18 protein-coding genes are annotated in these 18406 nt (G+C 59.4%); 10 read left to right on the top strand and 8 right to left on the bottom strand.

Going from position 1 to position 18406, the window contains the following annotated elements; genetic code table 11:
* Positions 1–179 precede the first annotated feature (179 nt).
* On the top strand, positions 180–746 hold the full coding sequence (locus OWC48_RS15350; protein WP_282520738.1) for a sulfite oxidase-like oxidoreductase: 567 nt from the start codon (positions 180–182) through the stop codon (positions 744–746).
* Between the two features lie 240 nt (positions 747–986).
* Here the strand turns inward: OWC48_RS15350 and OWC48_RS15355 are convergent, their stop codons facing one another.
* From OWC48_RS15355 to OWC48_RS47145, 4 genes are all read right to left on the bottom strand, one after another.
* Positions 987–1379 carry a response regulator transcription factor gene (locus OWC48_RS15355; RefSeq protein ID WP_282520739.1) on the bottom strand — a complete coding sequence of 131 codons (393 nt, stop codon included), beginning with the start codon at positions 1377–1379 and terminating at the stop codon, positions 987–989.
* 355 nt (positions 1380–1734) lie between these two features.
* Entirely contained in the window at positions 1735–2391 is a 657-nt protein-coding gene (locus OWC48_RS15360; protein ID WP_282520882.1) for a response regulator transcription factor, read from the bottom strand.
* Between the two features lie 645 nt (positions 2392–3036).
* Positions 3037–4266 (bottom strand): AraC family transcriptional regulator, encoded by a 1230-nt coding sequence (locus OWC48_RS15365; RefSeq protein WP_282520740.1) that lies wholly within the window; start codon positions 4264–4266, stop codon positions 3037–3039.
* 326 nt (positions 4267–4592) lie between these two features.
* Positions 4593–4961, bottom strand: coding sequence for a transposase family protein (locus OWC48_RS47145; RefSeq protein ID WP_368860662.1), 369 nt, complete (start codon positions 4959–4961; stop codon positions 4593–4595).
* A gap of 697 nt (positions 4962–5658) precedes the next feature.
* On the opposite strand from OWC48_RS47145, the gene OWC48_RS15370 reads away from it, so the two are divergent.
* Entirely contained in the window at positions 5659–6345 is a 687-nt protein-coding gene (locus OWC48_RS15370) for a redoxin domain-containing protein (protein ID WP_282520741.1), read from the top strand.
* Here OWC48_RS15370 and OWC48_RS15375 read toward each other — a convergent pair.
* On the bottom strand, positions 6329–7360 hold the full coding sequence (locus OWC48_RS15375; protein ID WP_282520742.1) for a LysR family transcriptional regulator: 1032 nt from the start codon (positions 7358–7360) through the stop codon (positions 6329–6331). The two genes, OWC48_RS15370 and OWC48_RS15375, sit on opposite strands and share 17 nt — an antisense overlap.
* A gap of 478 nt (positions 7361–7838) precedes the next feature.
* On the opposite strand from OWC48_RS15375, the gene OWC48_RS15380 reads away from it, so the two are divergent.
* The 8 genes from OWC48_RS15380 (at position 7839) to OWC48_RS15415 (ending at position 14961) form a co-directional block, all read left to right on the top strand.
* Positions 7839–8795, top strand: a complete 957-nt coding sequence (locus tag OWC48_RS15380; protein WP_282520743.1) for an AraC family transcriptional regulator — start codon at positions 7839–7841, stop codon at positions 8793–8795.
* A 730-nt stretch (positions 8796–9525) separates the two neighbouring features.
* On the top strand, positions 9526–10296 hold the full coding sequence (locus OWC48_RS15385) for a heme ABC transporter permease (RefSeq protein WP_282520744.1): 771 nt from the start codon (positions 9526–9528) through the stop codon (positions 10294–10296).
* A gap of 7 nt (positions 10297–10303) precedes the next feature.
* Positions 10304–10459: a heme exporter protein CcmD gene (ccmD, locus tag OWC48_RS15390; protein ID WP_282520745.1), complete on the top strand. Its 156-nt coding sequence runs from the start codon at positions 10304–10306 to the stop codon at positions 10457–10459.
* Positions 10456–11079 (top strand): DsbE family thiol:disulfide interchange protein, encoded by a 624-nt coding sequence (locus OWC48_RS15395; RefSeq protein ID WP_282520746.1) that lies wholly within the window; start codon positions 10456–10458, stop codon positions 11077–11079. Before ccmD ends, OWC48_RS15395 begins: the two co-directional genes overlap by 4 nt.
* Before the next feature lie 215 nt (positions 11080–11294).
* Positions 11295–11993, top strand: a complete 699-nt coding sequence (gene ccmI / locus OWC48_RS15400; RefSeq protein ID WP_282520747.1) for a c-type cytochrome biogenesis protein CcmI — start codon at positions 11295–11297, stop codon at positions 11991–11993.
* Between the two features lie 3 nt (positions 11994–11996).
* The gene (gene ccmE, locus OWC48_RS15405; protein ID WP_282520748.1) at positions 11997–12449 is read left to right on the top strand and encodes a cytochrome c maturation protein CcmE; all 453 of its coding nucleotides are present in this window, start codon (positions 11997–11999) and stop codon (positions 12447–12449) included.
* Positions 12450–12490: 41 nt separating this feature from the next.
* Positions 12491–14488 (top strand): heme lyase CcmF/NrfE family subunit, encoded by a 1998-nt coding sequence (locus OWC48_RS15410; RefSeq protein WP_282520749.1) that lies wholly within the window; start codon positions 12491–12493, stop codon positions 14486–14488.
* The gene (locus tag OWC48_RS15415; protein WP_282520750.1) at positions 14485–14961 is read left to right on the top strand and encodes a cytochrome c-type biogenesis protein; all 477 of its coding nucleotides are present in this window, start codon (positions 14485–14487) and stop codon (positions 14959–14961) included. Before OWC48_RS15410 ends, OWC48_RS15415 begins: the two co-directional genes overlap by 4 nt.
* A gap of 96 nt (positions 14962–15057) precedes the next feature.
* On the opposite strand, the gene ccmB is transcribed toward OWC48_RS15415, so the two are convergent.
* The 3 genes from ccmB to hemA form a co-directional block, all read right to left on the bottom strand.
* The gene (gene ccmB / locus OWC48_RS15420) at positions 15058–15720 is read right to left on the bottom strand and encodes a heme exporter protein CcmB (RefSeq protein ID WP_282520751.1); all 663 of its coding nucleotides are present in this window, start codon (positions 15718–15720) and stop codon (positions 15058–15060) included.
* Between the two features lie 130 nt (positions 15721–15850).
* Positions 15851–16477, bottom strand: a complete 627-nt coding sequence (gene ccmA, locus OWC48_RS15425) for a heme ABC exporter ATP-binding protein CcmA (RefSeq protein WP_282520883.1) — start codon at positions 16475–16477, stop codon at positions 15851–15853.
* A 467-nt stretch (positions 16478–16944) separates the two neighbouring features.
* Positions 16945–18180: a 5-aminolevulinate synthase gene (gene hemA / locus OWC48_RS15430; protein ID WP_282520884.1), complete on the bottom strand. Its 1236-nt coding sequence runs from the start codon at positions 18178–18180 to the stop codon at positions 16945–16947.
* Between the last annotated feature and the right edge of the window lie 226 nt (positions 18181–18406).

An 18406-nucleotide genomic window follows, 5' to 3' on the forward strand; every position in this document is an offset into this window, starting at 1 on the left:
CTCGGGGTGGGGTACCAGAACCCAATGTTTGGTAATGTCCTCCGCAACCCGGCTGACCGCGTTTCAGGCCCGAAAATTACTACGTGCGCCAACTTGGCCGCGCTATACCTTTGCGCGCGCTATACTTTGCGGTGGAGCTATTTGTGCAATCGAACGAGCGACGCGAACGGGAGCGTGAGATGCGTGCAGCTGGGCGGCTGCCCCCGGGACAGTCGCTGACGCTCAAGTGGCCGGTGCTGCATGTGGGCTCGGTGCCGCTCTTTCGTCCCAGGACGTGGGATTTTCGCGTGTTCGGCCTGGTGGAGGAGCAGCTGCGGCTTTCGTGGGAAGAGCTCTCCAATCTGCCGCAGAGCGAAGTGTTTGCTGACATGCACTGCGTCAACGCCTGGAGCCGGTTCGACAACCATTGGGGAGGATTGCTCGCCATAGAACTGATGAAGCGAGTGAAGTTGCGGCCAGAGGCGCGGCATGTGATCGTCCATGGCGAGAACAACTACACGGCAAATCTGCCAATTTCGGATTTTATGCGCCCGACGACGATTTTCGCCCTTCGACATGACGGCGAACCTCTTACGGCTGAGCATGGCTACCCGCTGCGTCTCGTGGTGCCAAACCTCTATGCGTATAAGAGCGTGAAGTGGGTGCGCGGGATCGAGTTGTTGGATCGCGAAGCGCCAGGCTTATGGGAATTTAACGGATATCACATTTACGGCGACCCGTTCAAAGAGCAACGATCTTCGAGCTGAAGGGGCACGACCCGCGCTCCGCTATTTCGGCGGCTGTCGCGACAGAATGATACCCTCGTCGATGACAATCGCTCGATTGCCTGATCATTATTGCTGCAATTCGAATGTCCTTGCGAAGCTCGTGCCGCCTAGTGAAGGCAGATACGATTCCAGCTGTCCAAAAGCGGCATATTTCACGATCGTGGGGCCCGAACGCGAACCACAAGTCTCCTGGCCGGGCGCCGGCAGCTGATTGAGCGGTCATGACGGATTTTCATCCGATTTGGCGCGCCGCAGAGCCGATTCGACGCATCCGAGCAGAACCTTCTCGTCGATGGGTTTGGTCAGGTAGCCAACGACGCCCTGACCCAGAGCCCGAGCTCGCGCGCTGTCATCGGGGTAAGCGGTAATCAGAATTGTTGGTATCTCATAGCCAGATCCCACCAAGCGGCTATGCAACTCGGTCCCAGTCATGCGCGGCATGTGGACATCAACGATCAAACAGGAGGTATGGCCGAAGTTGGGAGACGCCAAAAAATCCACCGCGGACGGGAAGGCCTCAATCGTGAAACCCATTGCCTCCATGAGACCCGCTAACGCCGCGCGAGATTGCTCATCATCATCGACGATCGAAATTTGAATCTCACTAGACATATCCCCACCTTGATTACTGGGGATGCGGTCCGCCGCATCTCGCGTTCCGTGTCCATCTCAAGAAGGGCACTGCGCGGCTATCATCGCACCGTAACGACAAGGGTCTGAACTGGCGATTATACGGTGGACGGCCGATGCCATACTTCGGAAGCATCGATGCTATACTTTGGAATAGCTGATGCAGAACTTCTGAATAGTTCAACCCGGTTCGGGTCACGTCCGAACGCCTGCGCTGCTGCCAGGTGGTTGCGCTCGACGCGGCAGCAGGGCCTTCCGGCAACGATTAAAAGCATGAGTTGGTTTGCGCAAGCAACAACCGTCTTCGCTGATGGATCCACGTGCCATCACGAAGCGATCAGGACCGCGGCGACTTTATGCCGAGCGTCTCCGCTATTTTGACAAGCTCGGCTAGAGATTGCGCACCCATCTTTTGCATTACGTGGCCGCGGTGCGCCTTCACAGTGATCTCAGCGACCTTCAGCTGGAAAGCGATCTGCTTGTTCTTTAAGCCAGTGGTTACGAGAGCCAGCACTTCTCGCTCGCGCGGGCTCAAACGGTCGAGACGCGAGTTCAGGTCCGTGAGCCGCTGCTCGGCCTTCCGCCGCGTCCGATCGCGCTCCAGCGCGATCGCCACCGCGTCAAGCATATCTTGATCGCGGAACGGCTTGGTCAGAAAATCCACAGCGCCCGCTTTCATCGCCCTGACCGACATCGGAATGTCGCCGTGGCCGGTCATAAAAATGATGGGAATGGAAGCGTTCCCTTTCGAAAGCTCGGTCTGGAAATCGAGACCGCCCACCCCCGGTAATCTGACGTCAAGTACGAGGCAACCAACCACGTCGGGTAACACTTCGCTTTCGAGCAGCTCCGTGGCCGACCCAAACAACTTGACCTTGAAGCCGACCGAGTTGAACAGATCTCCGAGTGAGTCGCGGAAGGCCTTGTCATCGTCAACGACGACGATAGTTGGCTCCTCGGCTACCGTACGCTTTTGAATAGAATGCTGCGCCACGAGATACACTTCTGTTCCGCGACAATTTAGTGCAAAAATATCACCTTCACGAAGGCCCTTCAACACATGACACCGCGCAAGTTCCAACGTGGAACGCCTTGGTTCGTGACGGCGAGGAGTTCGCCACTTCGGTGGTCCTCAGCACCCTTGCTGTAGGCCGGCCGATGAAATGTCAGCTCATCCCGTTCACGCTCCATTTGCAGCGACAGATTTGCGCAACGCCCTAGGATCGCTCTATGGCCTTGCGCCGCTTCAGCTTTCGGTCGCGGTTGCCGAAACTCGCGGCGGGCTTTCTGCCTTCTATTCGCTAAGAGCCTTGCCGCCCGCGGAGCCAAGATGCAAAATCAGTCTTAGCCGGTCGCCGGCGAGCGATGGGAGCACCGAGTTGGCCAGATCTCCGATTTGCCGTGTGTTAATAGGTTCGGCGGTTTAAAGACCGAAATGATCCGTTTACGTGCGATACCGTGCTCACCGCTACGGTTGCGAGAACGGATTCCGCTAGAGCCATCACTTGTAGATGATGTCTTCTTCAGGCTCGCGAGCTGCTTTCTTCGCGGGCATCGAAAGCCTGATCGTCCTCATCGCAATGCGAGGCCGAGATGCCTCCACCTTCCGAATAGCAAAAGTTGGTCGCGACGTCGCAGGTCATTCATATGTCATGAGAGGAGCCACGCTTCGGCGGTAATCCGTGGGGGTAATTCCCGTCGCCTTCCGGAACGCCGTGGCGAACGCGTTGGGACTGCCGAAGCCTACCGCCCGACCGATTTCCGTCATCGAGCCTGCTCGGTTTGCCAGCAGTAACTTGGCGTACTCAACACGACGGTTGGTCTGGTATCGATGTGGCGGCATTCCGAGCGATCGCTTGAATACCCGGCAGAAATGATACGGGCTCAGACGCGCGAGCTTCGCCAGCGTGCAAATCGGTATCCGCTCATTGAGATGTTCCTGGATATAGGCGGTGACGATTCGTTGCTGCCACGGTGCAAGGCCACCTTGGAGTTGAGGTTGAACGCTGGGCATCCCGCAAGTGAAACGCGCAACTTCATGTATGAGCAGAGTACCGAGACTCCCGAAGTAGATCGGGTCTCCCGCGGGGCTCTCGACGAACGTCTTCAGCTTGAGTGCGGTGTGCCACAACGTTTCGTCTTCGAATAGAAGGCGTGGAGCGTCCGGTAGGTCGGTGATCCCACGCTTAGAAAGAGCATTCAGCTTCTCAGGTTCGAAGTAGAAGTACATGAGCCGCATGTGCGACCCCTGCGGCTCGTGCCAATCGTGAAATTCGCGGCCAGCCGGCACGAATGTCAGCTTCCGCTCAAGGTTCCGGAGCGATGATCGCGGCAAACCTTCCACAAATGTCTCTCCGTCGCGGCGCTCCCCCTTCTCGTACATCACGAGCATATGCATTCGAGCCCGATAATGATGTTGGATTTTGCCTCGGCTGGTGGATCGCACAGATTCGGCGGCCATGCCGTGCCCTGTTACGGTGAGGCGTGCCACAGCCTCGGAAGGAGAGATTTCCACGACGGGATGGATCGCGTTCGCTGCGACGTCACCATTCAATTGGCGAGCTGGATCGAAAGCGGAGGAGTCATGGTCGCCTCCAATGATCGGGGATCGAGTTATCGGAGGCGACACTTGCGATCCCGAAAGTTGCTGCAGATCTTCAGGGCCATGCCGCGAATCGCGTGGCTTCGAAAAATTCTTGCGTAAACGGACTTGCCGGAGCTCGGCTCGCAGCTTGAAGGGCAAAAGTAGTGGGCGGCCTTCTGCCATCGCTTCTCCCGTTCGCTTGAATTGGAGTCGTGCTGTCAACTGATCGTCATCGGCTAGACGCATGGGGTCGAACTCCGGGTTCCTATACAGGATTGCGTTCATCCATTCCGTTGTCGCGATCGTGGTGCCCGTGCTGGGGCTAGTAGGGCCCGCGTCGGGCCAAGCGGCAGCTTCCTTCGCCCGAAAGCTGCTACAAGCGATGCGTGGTGAGCCTGCCCTGCGATACGCAAGTCCTCAATTGCACTCGCATTTGCGCGTCTGACAGGAAGGGCGAAACGGGGTTAGACTTTGGCAGAGCAGGGCTGCGACTTTTGGATATCCCGGTTTCGACTTAGTTGGCGCGGGACGTCACTTCGCCGATTCTGATTTCTGAAACGTCACGCGCGCGGACCCAATTTGATGAGGTCTCCCTCAACGTCGCGTGCATGCTACAACGCGCCTGACAGGCCGGAAGGCTGGTCCTGCCAGTCCTGCCCGCAACGACTGTTCTTCCACCGCCCGTTATTCGGCCTGCAATATTGGTTCTGACGCATTTTTGGTGCAGCTCCGCTTATCCCGTGCCGATTAGTCTGACCTGAAGCAAATCGAGTTTTCCGCGCCTGTACATGGAGCCAATACGTCGTCGGCGAAGGGGCGTCGCAGCGGAAGCGCCGGGCAGTGACCACGAGCTGAACATTTCGTCCCCACAGCGGCGGATCAGTCACATGGCGGCGGTAATGGTTGTGCACCCACCAGGGAACCGTGCCGCACGACCGAAATCTCCAAGGGCGGACCGTGATAAATGGCCCGATCGGCATCTTGTTGAGTACTTTCGACAACAAAACCACTCAGCACCAGACTAGAGCGCTTAAACGATTGTTGTATGGCGTTGAGTCTCTCCGAAAATGCACTACGCGAATTCAAACTGCATCAAAGCTGAGTTAAAGCCCAATATTGCCCCCAAAGCTGGGGTCGGCGCCCAAATTTTGAATGCCGATTGACGCGCGCGTTGGGTATCGTCGAAGCGACGGCTGGAGTGGCCCAACAGGGCGGTGTGCGTGTTTTGCTCTGGTGAAGAGCCGGAATCTTCGCGCGGTCCGCAATGCGAATTGTCCGTGATCGATTAGATCGCGCGCATGCGCTATCAGCAACAACAGATGTTCGCCATGATCATGCTGCGGCGACATGCCGCGCATTCTGATCGCTACCACGCCGCTCGTATCAGTTCGTTCCGCTCCATGGTTGGCGTATGCCTCATGCTGTCGCTCGGTACGCGGGTGCACGGGCGTGGTGACTATGAGAGGCATCGCTCGCGGCGTCTTCTGCGGAAGCGGCGCCTGGTGCTTCGTTTGCCCGCGGCACATCCCGATATTTGGGGCCGCCGACTATTCCCAACGATTATTCGTCAACGACTAACATTCCAAAGTTGAATTATCGTTTTTTAGAACGCACGGCCACCATGCAAGAAACATAAGCGGACAGGTGGCGCGAGGGGCGCCTTGGGGGAGAACCAGAATGGACGACGAAGTTTCGAAGGGGCGCCCAGTTAATACGCCGATCAAACCCATCGCGGAGACCTGGAGTGGCTTTCGCATACTAGACATCCGAACCGACCGGCTGCTTTCATCGTGGCTACGAGAGGCGGGCGTTCCTGACGGCGCCCTGAAGGCGAACGAACTTGCCCCCGATTTCCTTCTCCCCGAGGTAAATGGAAAGCTCGTTTCATCTATGCAATTGCGGCAAACTGCACCACTGATCGTCACCTTCGTTTACGGGACTTGGTCCCCATTGTGCGCAGCTGGTCTACGCGCTCTTCATGAGGCCACCCCTAGTATCCGCGCTGCCGGCGCCAGAGCAATTGCCATAACGCCCGAGTCTGGAGACTTGCTACGCAATATCAAACGCGATCGCCGACTGGATCTGGAAATCCTTTCAGACCTAGATCTTGGGGTGAGTCTTTCGTTCGGCCTGGTGTCCGTGGTGCCGGCGGAGATAGAGAGCCGTCTCTTGCGGCGCGGCGTTGATCTCTGCGCTTCCCATGGCTTCCCCTTTTCCATGTTGCCAACGCCGGCCACCTATGTCCTCGACCAACGAGGGATCATCCGTCGAGCGTGTGTCGGGCCGGACTCCATCACGGGAGCGAAGACCGAAACCATGCTTGCTGCCCTGTCCGAATTGGATGGGCCTAAGCCTCGCCCTTAGAGTCGCACTGGAAATGAGACGAGTGACGGGGGCCCGTGATTTGGATCAAGGAGCCTGCACCTTGTGCGTCATCGTTGCGAACATTGTCGTTGTTCGAGGCAGGGGCAGACGAGTGGCGGAGTTCGTCCAGCGCACTCGTCCAGTCGCGAACACGAGCAACTTTGATAAAGGCGTCGAGCGCCGGCGAATACTGCCTCCCCGCCACGGCCAAAAGCCGCACCTCTCGCCGGACGGGGTCGCCCTCAATTGGAATAGCGGTGAGCGACGGCAGTCTGGGAGCGTGCTCTGGCGCCAAGATGGCTCCAAAACCAGCGGATGCCATCTGCTGAAGATGCCCTTCCTGATCGCTCCTGTGCACAACTTTAGGGCCCGGATGGTCAGCAAAACAAGCGTGCTTGAATCGGCCTGCGACGTCGCATCCGAGTCTTTCGAGAAATACCACCTCATGCAAGTCTTGGAGCGGGATAACGGTTCGCCCCGCCATCGGATGTTTCCGAGATAGAACGAGCACGCACCGCTCCTCGAAGAGCGGCCAGCGGTCGATACGTTCAGGTAGCTCCACGGCGTCACCGACGAGTGCAGCATTGATCTCGCCATCCAAAAGCATCGCAACGAGCCCGTTGGCATCCGCCTCGCGCAGATCGACCCGAAGGTCCGGCATGATCCTGGCGAGCTCCAGGAGCAATTCCGTAATGAGCGCGGCGGAGACGGACGGCACCAGCCCGATCTTGAGCGGGGCGATTGTTTTCTTTTGATAGCCTCGCGCCTGAAGCCGTACGGCCTCCGCGGCAGCAAATATTTTCTCCAGCGTGGGCAAAATCATCTTGCCCAGCTCGGTGAGCTGGGTGAGGTGACGTTCACGATGAATCAACGCGCCACCGAGTTCTTGCTCGAACTTTTGTATCGCCTTTGTCAGCGCCGGCTGGGTCACATTGCACTGCTCCGCGGCCCGCGTAAAATTGAGCGTCCTTGCTAGGGCTAGAAAATATCGCACCTGATAAAGCTGGAGTTGCATATTCATACTCGAAAGATTTGCCGCGGTTCGGCGCGTTCCAGTTCGTTGCCATAGTACGCATCGATGGCCAAGCGGTCTGTCGCGGAGCTTCCGCGGAAGCAGATATTGTGCGTCCGCTCGGAATTGTCGACTCGCGTCTTGCAGCGAGTGTTCTCACCGATGGTGTTTGCTATTAACGTCGCGGTTGTAGGCGAGACAGTTAAATGTCAGGGTTCGCATCGGGATCGGCTCTGCCATCTTTTCATCAAGTGTTTTCTGCTCATTTAGGGATCTCCTAACGTCTCGGTTCTGGACGGTTGGAATGGAGGCCGTGGGAAGCGCGGCGCGCTCACGCTTGTAAAAGAGGTTCCCAGCCTCCGCCCAGGCCGCCAGTCATGGCGAGCAAATGCCCACGGTCCTAGCCATGAAGGAGCACCAAGATTTGCAATTGTCCTGTCTCAAGACTAGGACACCAGCTCAACCCGAGGGTCCGAAACACATGTCCGATAGTCCAGATCTTGCATTGCCTCGATCCGATCTCGATGTGCTGATGGCAACCTTGGATGTCGACGTCATTGGGCTCATCGAGTGTTTGATCAGTCCAGGTTGGCGCCTGTCATTCGGGAGTGCGGTCGCGCCGGCTATCCACTACAATCTTTCCGGGACCGGACGAATGGTAGTGGGTGGCTTCTCCGCATTTCCTCTGTTACCTCACACACTTGTCATCACACCGGCCAAGAAGCCGTTTCACATCGAAGTCGATGACCGCACAGCGGCCACGACAGTGAATGTGGTTGAAGCGCAATGGGATCCGCGCTTCGGCGAGCGTATTCAACGATTTGTCGCCGGGGACGTCGACCCAATGGTCATGCTGATCTGCGGGTACTTTCGCGCCACTTTCGGTTCGTCGATCGACCTCTTTGCGGGCCTTTCCACGCCGATTGTCGAGCGCTTCGAACCCGAAGATGAACTGGGGTCAAAGTTGCAGGCTGCGTTGGCAGAAATCAGCGGCCGGCAGGTTGGAATGCAGGCGATGACGACCGCCATCCTGAAGCAGGTGCTCGTCACGCTGGTCCGTCGGAGCCTAAAGTCGACGAGCGTTTGGCTCGAACGCTTTTCTATTCTGAGTGACCGTCAAATCGCTGTTGCGTTTGCCGATATGTTGGCGCGACCATCGGCCGATCACTCCGTCGTGGCCTTGGCGCAGAAGGCCGGCTTGAGCCGATCCGCATTCATGGCGCGCTTTGTGCGCGCGATAGGATGTTCGCCAATGGTCGCGCTCCGGCAAATTCGGATGAAGCGTGCAGCCGATATGCTCGCCGCGAAGACATCTTCTGTCGAGCAAATCGCGCGGGCGGTCGGTTATGGGAGCCGCAGCAGCTTTCTCCGAGCCTTTCGCCAAGTGCATGGATACTGCCCAGCAAAATCCGAGGGTGATGGACAGAACTCAGATTGAAGATACGGCGCATGGTGACGGCAGCCGCAGTAGGCAAGGCCGCCGCGATGCGAATCGCGTCTGAATTCAGGACTATGATAGATAGTTGTCGGATAGATAGTTACGGGACATTTCCTCTATCCGGCGGCGACGGGATCCTCTGACTAATTCGCAGTATGCGTTTGAGGCTGCTGTGCTTCCTGTGCTGCCCGCGCGCGGCACGGTGGCTCGGCGCAATAGCTTCCATCCTTGTCGAGCGGCCGCGCGTGCTCGGGCGGCCAAATGAACCTCACGATCGGACGCCGCCGACGAAATTAGAAACTCCCTTTGGACATGCATTCTTTCGGTGGACTACGGGATTGTACGCATCGCGCGTGAAGGAGGTTGCTCACGCTCATTGAGGCTAACGCAGAAGGAACCTGCAGATCAGGGTGGAGGACGCTAAACTGCTCGAGCCAACGAGAGAAAGCCTTGCCGACGACCTTCCGTGAGCCGCCGGCGAGCTGTCGTCGAGAGCACCGGCCGCGATGATTGTGTTGTCATCTGCCTCACCACGCGATGGAGATGTCGAAACTCTGGGCGCCCACTGAACATCGAAACGATAACCGACAGTAATTTGTGAGATCGTCTCTGGTGTGATGCAATACTCATCGGCTTGCAGACGCTCCAATGGCAAAGTCCTTCGTCTCGAGCCGCAGTCGGAAGCGAGCGGATTCCCGGCTTTCGGGCTGGCTTCGAGGAGATCGGAAAGTTGAAGTTGAGCGTCACCGCCTACAGCAATCCTGGTAATTTCTTGCGTATCGCCGCAAAGCTGTTGCCTTGGCTTTGGGGGGCGACAGCCTTCGCCTTCGCGCTTGGTCTCTTTGGAACATTCGACGCGCCACCCGACTACCAGCAAGGCGAGACCGCGCGCATCATGTACATCCACGTCCCCGCCGCCTGGACAGCAATGCTTGCCTACACGCTCATGGCGACGTCTGCGCTCGGATCCTTGGTTTGGCGTCACCCACTTGCCGATGCAGCACAAAAGGCGGCTGCGCCGCTTGGCGCAGCTTTCACCTTCATCTGCCTCGTCACGGGCGCCCTGTGGGGCAAACCAATGTGGGGCACATACTGGGTCTGGGACGCTCGTCTCACCTCTGTGTTGGTTCTGTTTCTCATCTATCTCGGTCTGATTGCGCTCTGGCAAACGATCGAGGACCCGAGTAGGGCGGGACGAGCAGTCTCGATCATGACCTTGGTGGGCTTCATCAACATCCCGATCGTGAAGTTCTCGGTTGATTGGTGGAATACTCTCCACCAGCCCGCTTCGGTGTTCCGAATGGAAGGCTCGGCGATCGCTGGCTCGATGTTATGGCCGCTAATCGCTATGGCGCTCGCATACACGCTTTTGTTCGCGACCCTCCACATAATGGCGATCCGTAATGAGATCATGCGACGCCGCGCCCGGCGCCTTGCAATCACGTTGGCGGCCGTGGGCGAATCCGCGATGGCTAGCATGCCGCCCGCCGAAGCGTCCTGAGCAGATCATGGTGCAGCATGGCGGAGTCATCATGGCGGCGTTTCTGGTGACGGGCATCGTTCTGACCGGAATGATCGCGGCGGTCTTCATCGACCATCGCGCTCAGCTCCGCACCTTGCGTCGTCTACTACCTGAACTCTCGGATCGGCGCAGATGCGTATGAGCAAAATCCCAGCCTCGGTTCACTTCCCAGCGAGCGTTGCGGTCCCTCGACGCGCACTGGCGCGCCTGCGAGTGATAATCCCGCTTCTGGTATTCTTTGGAATTGCGGCATTACTCTTGGTGCGGCTTGGCTCCGGAGACCCATCGCTCGTGCCCTCGGCTCTGATCGGCAAGCCAGCACCGCAGTTTGCGCTGGAGCCCCTCGATGGGCTTTCGACGTCCGGTCCACCAGGCTTGTCGAGCGCCGATCTGCGGAGAGGACACGTGACCATCGTGAACGTGTTCGCGTCATGGTGTGCTGAGTGCCGGGAAGAACACGGGGCCCTGATGGCATTGGCGAGCGACCGGACGCTGCAGCGACGGGGGGTGGAGCTTACTGGCATCGTTTACAAGGACGATCCCAGAAACGCGCTAGCCTATCTCACAGCCAACCGGAATCCCTTCGCACAGGTTGGCACTGACCGGTCCGGCCGAACGGGGATCGATTTCGGCGTCTATGGCGTCCCCGAGACTTACGTGATCAAGGGCGATGGCACAATCGCCTACAAGCTGGTAGGTGGCATCTCGGAAGCAAATCGACCTGCTTTGATGACCGCAATTGCCGAAGCAGAGCGTCCATGACGACTGCCTTGCAGGCTCCCCATCCCCGCCCGATGGATGCAAGAAGGTGTTTTATTGCCTCGGCGGCATGGAATTCCATCGACTCAAATAATTCAAGAGTGAGCGATCAGACCATGGAATTGGCACACTCAGGCGCAGTCCGATTGTCAAGGGCGGCGAATGTCCGACGACGTGGTGCGTTACGCAGTGGCAAAAACGGGCGGAGGCCTTGAAACGTGCTTTGGGCGGTCTTTGCAATGATGACGTCCGCGGTCGTGCTGGCGCTGACTCGGTCGCTCTCTGAGCGGTGCGAGGGCCTTGGTGCTCACGATGTCGATGTCGCCTTCTACCGAGGCCTTCTGGCTGAGGCCGATGATGACGTCCGTTGTGGACTGGTAGCACCCGAGGATGCCGTGGCAACGCGTTCCGAGATCGGGCGCCGGCTGCTCGTGTCACTTAACTCGGCGTCGGAGGTGCGGCCGCGTTTGTCGTGGCGCTGGCAGTCAAGACGCATCGTTGCAGCCTTGGCGATCGTCCTAGTGCTGCCACTCGTCGGGCTCGCGTCGTACCTTAAAGTCGGCGCTCCCAGCCAGCCTGACATGCCGATCGCCTCGAGGCGCAGGGGCGGTGACGTCACCCTCGCTGCCGCCGTTCCTGACATCCACGCCGGCCAAACTTGGTCTGACATCGCAGCGCTTGCTCCTGAGCAGCGGAGCGACGCGATCCGCGGGATGGTAGGAGGGCTAGCCGAGAATCTCTCGAAGAATGGCCATGACCTTCAGGGATGGCTGCAACTGATTAGGTCTTACGACGTATTGGGTGAACGCCAAAAGGCCGAGGCGGCCGTCGCAAGCGCACGTTCCCAGTTAGCAGACGATGCGGAAGCGCCGGCACGCATCGACGAACTCGTCAGGCAGCTCGGTTTGAAGGGATAGACCTTGACCAGAAAAGGCGCGCGGCTCGCTATCATCAACGCAGCAGGCTTCACTTTGGCCATCGCGGTCGGGCTCATCCTGTTTGCGTTACGCGAAAGTATCGTTTTCTTCTACGGGCCGACCGAGATGGCCGAAAGGGCGCCGCCGCGAGGAACACATCTGCGTATCGGCGGCCTGGTGAAACGTGGCTCACTTACCCGCGATGGATCGTCGACTGTCGTCTTCGCGGTGACCGACCTGAAGCACGACATCAAGGTCAGCTACACTGGATTGCTGCCGGATCTCTTCCGCGAAGGACAGGGCGTCGTGGCCGAGGGCACGGTGGAGGGACCGGATCTTTTTCATGCTGATACCGTGCTCGCCAAACACGACGAGCGATACATGCCCAAGGACGTAGCCGACAAACTCAAGCAACAAGGCGCTTGGAGCAACGAAAGATCCGCGCGAGCGGAATAGCGCCGCGCTCCACGAAACATTGCTGCCGATGGGACCGAAGGATGATCGTCGAAACCGGACATTACGCGCTTGCTTTGGCTCTCGCAGTCGCGCTGCTTCAGTCAGTTCTGCCGTTCTGGGGGACCCGCAGTGATGATTCTAGAATCGCATCCACTGCAGTCCCTGCCGCAATCACCCAGTTCCTTTTGCTGGGCTATGCCTTCGCGGCACTGACTTACGCCCATGTGGTGTCCGACTTCAGTCTCGTGACAGTCGCCGAGAACTCGCTCACGACCAAACCACTTGTATACAAAATCGCGGGCGTTTGGGGCAATCATGAGGGATCAATGCTGCTTTGGGTTCTGATCCTCGCGGCCTTCGGAGCGACCGTGGCGATTCTCGGGCGCGGCATGGCGAACGAATTGCGAGCTAATACGCTAGCAGTCCAGGGCTGGATCTCCCTTGCGTTCCTCTGCTTCATCCTGTTCACCTCCGATCCCTTCGGGCGACACTTTCCGGCGCCTTTTGAAGGCCAGGACCTCAATCCGCTGCTACAAGACCTGGGCCTCGCGATACACCCGCCGCTCCTTTACCTCGGTTATGTCGGTTTCTCGATCGTGTTCTCGTTCGCGGTGGCGGCGCTGATAAGCGGCCGACTAGACGCCACTTGGGCTCGCTACGTTCGGCCTTGGGTACTGATTGCCTGGATCTTTCTGACGCTTGGCATCGCCATGGGCTCGTACTGGGCCTACTATACTTTAGGCTGGGGCGGGTTCTGGTTCTGGGATCCAGTCGAGAACGCGTCGCTTATGCCCTGGCTTGCGGGTACAGCGCTTCTGCATTCGGCCGCCGTCATGGAGAAGCGCGAAGCCCTCAAGATCTGGACGCTGTTCCTGGCGATAGTTACATTCTCGCTATCGCTGCTCGGCACATTCCTCGTGCGCTCAGGGGTGCTGACCTCCGTTCATTCCTTCGCCAGCGACCCGGCGCGCGGCGTATTCATCTTGGTCATCCTGACTGTGTTCATCGGCGGCTCCCTCGCGCTTTATGCCTGGCGAGCGCCTTCCCTGAGCCAGCGTAGTCTGTTCGCTCCTGTGTCACGCGAGAGCGCGCTCGCCGTTAACAACCTGCTGCTCACCACCTGCTGTGCTACGGTCTTGACCGGCACGCTCTACCCGCTCGCGCTTGAGGCTCTGACCGGGGAGAAGATCTCGGTCGGCGCACCGTTCTTTAATTTAACGCTCGGTCCGCTAGTGGCGCTGATCGTGCTCCTGATACCGCTCGGTCAGTCGCTCGCCTGGAAGCGTGGCGACCTGCTCGGTGCGGCGCAACGGGTGACGGTCGCGGCCTTGGGTGGCCTTGTTGTCGCCCTTGTGCTCGTTGCTATCATCCAAGGCGGCCCTGTCCTCGCCGCGGTCGGTCTCGGTCTCTCCGTCTACCTCATCGTTGGTTCGTTCGCCGATGTAGCGTCGCGTATCTGGGCACGTGGGCAGCCCGCTCGAGTGATGTTCGCCCGCGCGGTCGGGCTACCGCGCTCCGCCTGGGGGGCGGCGATCGTTCACGCTGGCTTTGGCGTGACACTCATGGGCTTGGCGGCGACCGGTTGGGGTGTGGAGCGGATCGCGACCGTCAAGCTAGGCCAGGGGATTGATCTCGGCCCCTATCAAGCCACCATCGAGAATCTTCGATCGCGGCAGGGTCCGAACTATTCCGAAGTCCTAGCCTATACGGTCATCAGCCGGGGCGGCGGCGCCGTGGCTACCGTCGAGCCCGCCAAACGCAGCTTTCCCGCGCGACAGACCACCGTCACGGAGGCAGGCATCGTGACGCTGGGTTTTGGCCAGATCTACATTTCGCTCGGGGACCAGCACGCGGATGGTTCGATCGACGCGCGCATGTTCTGGAAGCCGCTTGTGACAGCCATCTGGATCGGCGCAGTCATTATGGCGTTCGGGGGGATCGTGTCGCTGTCCGATAGACGCTTCAGAATCGGCTTCACGCGCCGCGCGGCTCGCGTCCGCGCCATCGCCAACCCCGCAGCGCCGGAGCCCGCCGAATGACTTCGCTTCGTCGCATTCTCCTGCTTTCGATCGTACTCGCAGGCCTCGCGCCCAGCTTGGCAAGGGCGGTGCAGCCGGACGAGGTCCTGCCCGACCCAAAACTTGAGGCGCGCGCGCGGGCTATTTCAGCCGGGCTGCGCTGCCTGGTGTGCCAAAATCAGTCGATCGACGATTCGAACGCAGAGCTCGCGCGGGATCTCCGACTGCTAGTGCGCGAACGCCTTAATCTCGGCGAGAGCGACGAACAGGTCGGCGCCTTTCTGGTGAAGCGTTACGGGAACTTTATCCTGCTGAAACCACCGCTCGATTTGGATACCGCCTTCCTCTGGGGAATGCCGCCTTTGGTGCTCGTAGCGGGCGGGATCGCTCTCCTGTTCGGTTTGCGCCGCCTGCAGTCCACGCCGGCGACGCCCTTAAGCCAAGCCGAGCGGGATCGGCTCGCGGCTGTATTAGACGCTGATACTCCGCTGTAGGCATTTCCTGATGGTCAAGCGGTCTTAGCTGCGGAGGTGTTCGGAGTCGTTCCAAGGCTGCGCCCCCTGAGCAAACTCTTTCCTCTGCATCTCTCGTCATTCTCCCGCGCCGCGGAGTGCTGCGGCTGCGGCGATTGGTGCGAGGGCGACGGATGCGAGTCCGAGCGCGCAAAGGATCAGGAAGGGCGTCAGAAAGGGCACTGTGCCACTCTGCGCCGCGGAGACACCGAAGATCAGCACCGGTACGGCTAGTGGCACGACGAGGATCGACAACAAGAGACCGCCGCGCCGAAGCGTGACGGTAAGGGCTGCACCGATTGCTCCCAGAAAGGTGAAAGTCGGCGTACCCACCAACAACGTCGCTGGCACCGCCCAGAGCGCCGGGCCGTCCAAGTCCAACATCAGGCCAAACAAAGGCGAGAGCAAAGCGAGGGGCAGCCCCGTGACGGACCAGTGGGCCACGCACTTCAACAGAACAATGAGTTCTAGGGGCGCCGGCGACAGCAACATCTGGTCCAGCGAACCGTCCTCGTGATCCGCCTGGAACAGACGGTCAAGGCCCAATAGAGTCGCGAGGAGCGCCGCTATCCACAGAATGGCTGGACCGATGCGCGACAGCAAGCGCAAGTCAGGTCCGATCGCGAAAGGTACGACCGTCACGAGACTGAGGAAGAAGACCAGACCGAGAACCCCGCCTCCACCGATGCGGCGCGCCAGCATGAGGTCACGAAGAAAAACGAGGAGGAGAATACGGGTCATGGCCCCCATCCAGCGTCGCAATCGCGTCGAGACAGCTCCTTGGAAATCGAAAGAGCGGCATGACCTCTTCTCTCCCGACTTTGAGACAGGCGGCTACGGAGGTGCGCGCCGGACCCCAACGGGACGACCTTCACCTCGCTTCGAGCCTGACTTGGATTGTCCCCGGTAGACCGAGTTGTTCGTGGGTTGCGGCGAGCATCAATCCTCCGCTTCCGATATGGTCGGCGACAACAGCCTTCAGCAAGGCGCGTGCATGTCGGTCGAGTGCGGTTAGCGGTTCGTCGAGCAGCCATAGAGGGCGATCGGTAGTCAGGAGCCGGGCCAATGCGACGCGGCGGCGCTGTCCCGCGGAGAGATAGCCGACAGGCAGATCGAGAACGTGGGCTAACTCCATGCGGTCCAGCGCCTCTAACGGGGTTAGCCGACCTCGCCCTAAAAGTCCCCGGCCGATGTCGAGGTTTTCGCGGGCTGTCAACGCCGATTTCAGCCCGTCGAGATGGCCTACGTAGTGGATGCGCTCCGCCAGAAGCGCCGAATCCGTGGCTTCGGACTCCACCCATGATATACGGCCGGATCCCAGCGGCAAGAAACCGGCGATCGCACGCAAGAGTGTGGATTTGCCTACGCCATTGGGACCCGTCACTTCGGCGATTTCGCCCGAGCCCAGTCGCAAAGACACCCCACCGAAAACCACGCGCTCGCCGCGCGCGACGGACAGATTCTCGAGCAGGAGATAGCACCGCTGCGCAATATCCATTTTCATTTTCGCTCGCCCGTTGTCTCGTTCGGATCGTTTTCGAACGCGCGGTTGGAGTGCTCATCGAAATGAACGATTGTGGATCAGCATGTTCGAGAGAAAGGCGGCGCCGTTGGGGAGAACCGCCCAAGAAGATGAGGCAGTTCAGTTCTTCGGGGCTGCCCACTCGAAGGATGCGAGCCCGATTGTGATCGTCGTCAGCAAGATGCGCCATGCGATGACCCATGCAAACTAGCCGCGTGATAGAACCACTGGATTGAGGCGCATCACATCCTTATGTTGAAAAAGGGGCGGGTATGCCCCCAACGGTTTCGTCGGATGGTCCATAGTCCCAACTTGGCTGCCTCGGCCGTAACCTGGGACACGCGACGGCTTGCCAGCTTGGTCTGCGCCCGCCGGGGTAGCCGACGCGCCTTTTGATGCAGAATCCGGGGGCGGCGGCTGCGATGGGGGCCCAAGCACGCCTCTCAGGCAAGAGAGAGGGTGTCCCAGGTCTCCGCGAGCGCAGCAGCGAGCTCAGCTATGTGGGCATCCCCGTGATATGGCGACGGCGTGATGCGAAGCCGCTCCGTCCCGCGGGGAACGGTCGGATAGTTGATCGGCTGGATATAGATGGCATGGCGCTCTAGAAGGCGATCGGTAGCCGCCCTGCACAATTCCGCGTCGCCAACAATCACAGGCACGATGTGGGTTTCGGTCGAGAGGACCGGAAGCCCGGCGGCTTGGAGCGCCTGCTTCGTTGCAGCGGCTTGCCGTTGGTGTGCTTCGCGCTCGGCAGACGAGTGCTTCAGGTAACGAACTGACGCACGGGCTGCGGCGGCAATTGACGGAGGGAGTGCTGTCGTGAAGATGAATCCAGGCGCGAAGCTGCGCACAGCGTCGCAGATCGATCGCGACGCTGAGATATAGCCGCCAACACAGCCGAATCCTTTGGCGAGGGTACCCTCGATCACGGTCACGCGGTGCATCACGCCATCACGCTCGCTGATCCCGCCCCCGTGAGCGCCGTAGAGGCCCACAGCGTGAACTTCGTCGAGGTAGGTCATCGCGCCATACCGGTCCGCAAGGTCGCAGATGGCGCCGATCGGTGCCACATCGCCATCCATCGAATACACGGACTCGAACACGATTAGCTTGGGGCGGTTTCCCGCCTCGCGCAGCAGCGCCTCAAGGTGACCGAGATCGTTGTGGCGGAAAATCCGCTTTGCGCAATTTGATTGACGGACGCCTTCGATAATCGAATTGTGGTTGGATGCATCAGATAAGACCACGCAGTCCGGGATCAGCTTACCGATCGTCGAGATGCTGGCCTGGTTCGATACGTAGCCGGAGGTGAAGACGAGGCTCGCTTCCTTCCCATGCAGATCAGCGAGCTCGCGCTCTAAATCGACCAAGGGTGAATTATTTCCGGCGATGTTGCGCGTTCCGCCCGCTCCCGCGCCGCAGCGGTGAGCCGTTGCGGCCAGCGCGCTCACGACCTCTGGATGCTGTCCCATGCCGAGATAGTCATTCGAGCACCAAACCGTGATCTCCGTAACGGTGCCGTCAGACCGGCGCCATTTGGCGGCTGGGAAGCGGCCGGAGATGCGCTCGATGTCAGTGAAGACGCGATAACGCTGCTCCCCGTGCAGGCGCTCAAGAGAGTCGTGAAAATGACGTTCGTATACTTCGGCCGCGCAATTGCTCTCGTCCGTAGCGAACATCCGGTTGGACGATGTCAAAGCACCTTGTCCCGGCACTACATCCACACACAAATGTCCATTACCTACGCTTCCGTGTCCCGGATGCCTTGCTTGCCACCTTGCCGAGTCCAGACCATCCATCTCAATCTCTCCTGACCATCGCTCGACCGTAGCTCATCACGCAGAGGACTTCGCGCGCGTCTCAGCTATCATTTGCATGACCCCCGGTTATGGCCGGGCGCCGTCT

This window comes from Bradyrhizobium sp. Arg816, assembly GCF_029989365.1.
In the GTDB taxonomy this organism is placed as follows: domain Bacteria; phylum Pseudomonadota; class Alphaproteobacteria; order Rhizobiales; family Xanthobacteraceae; genus Bradyrhizobium.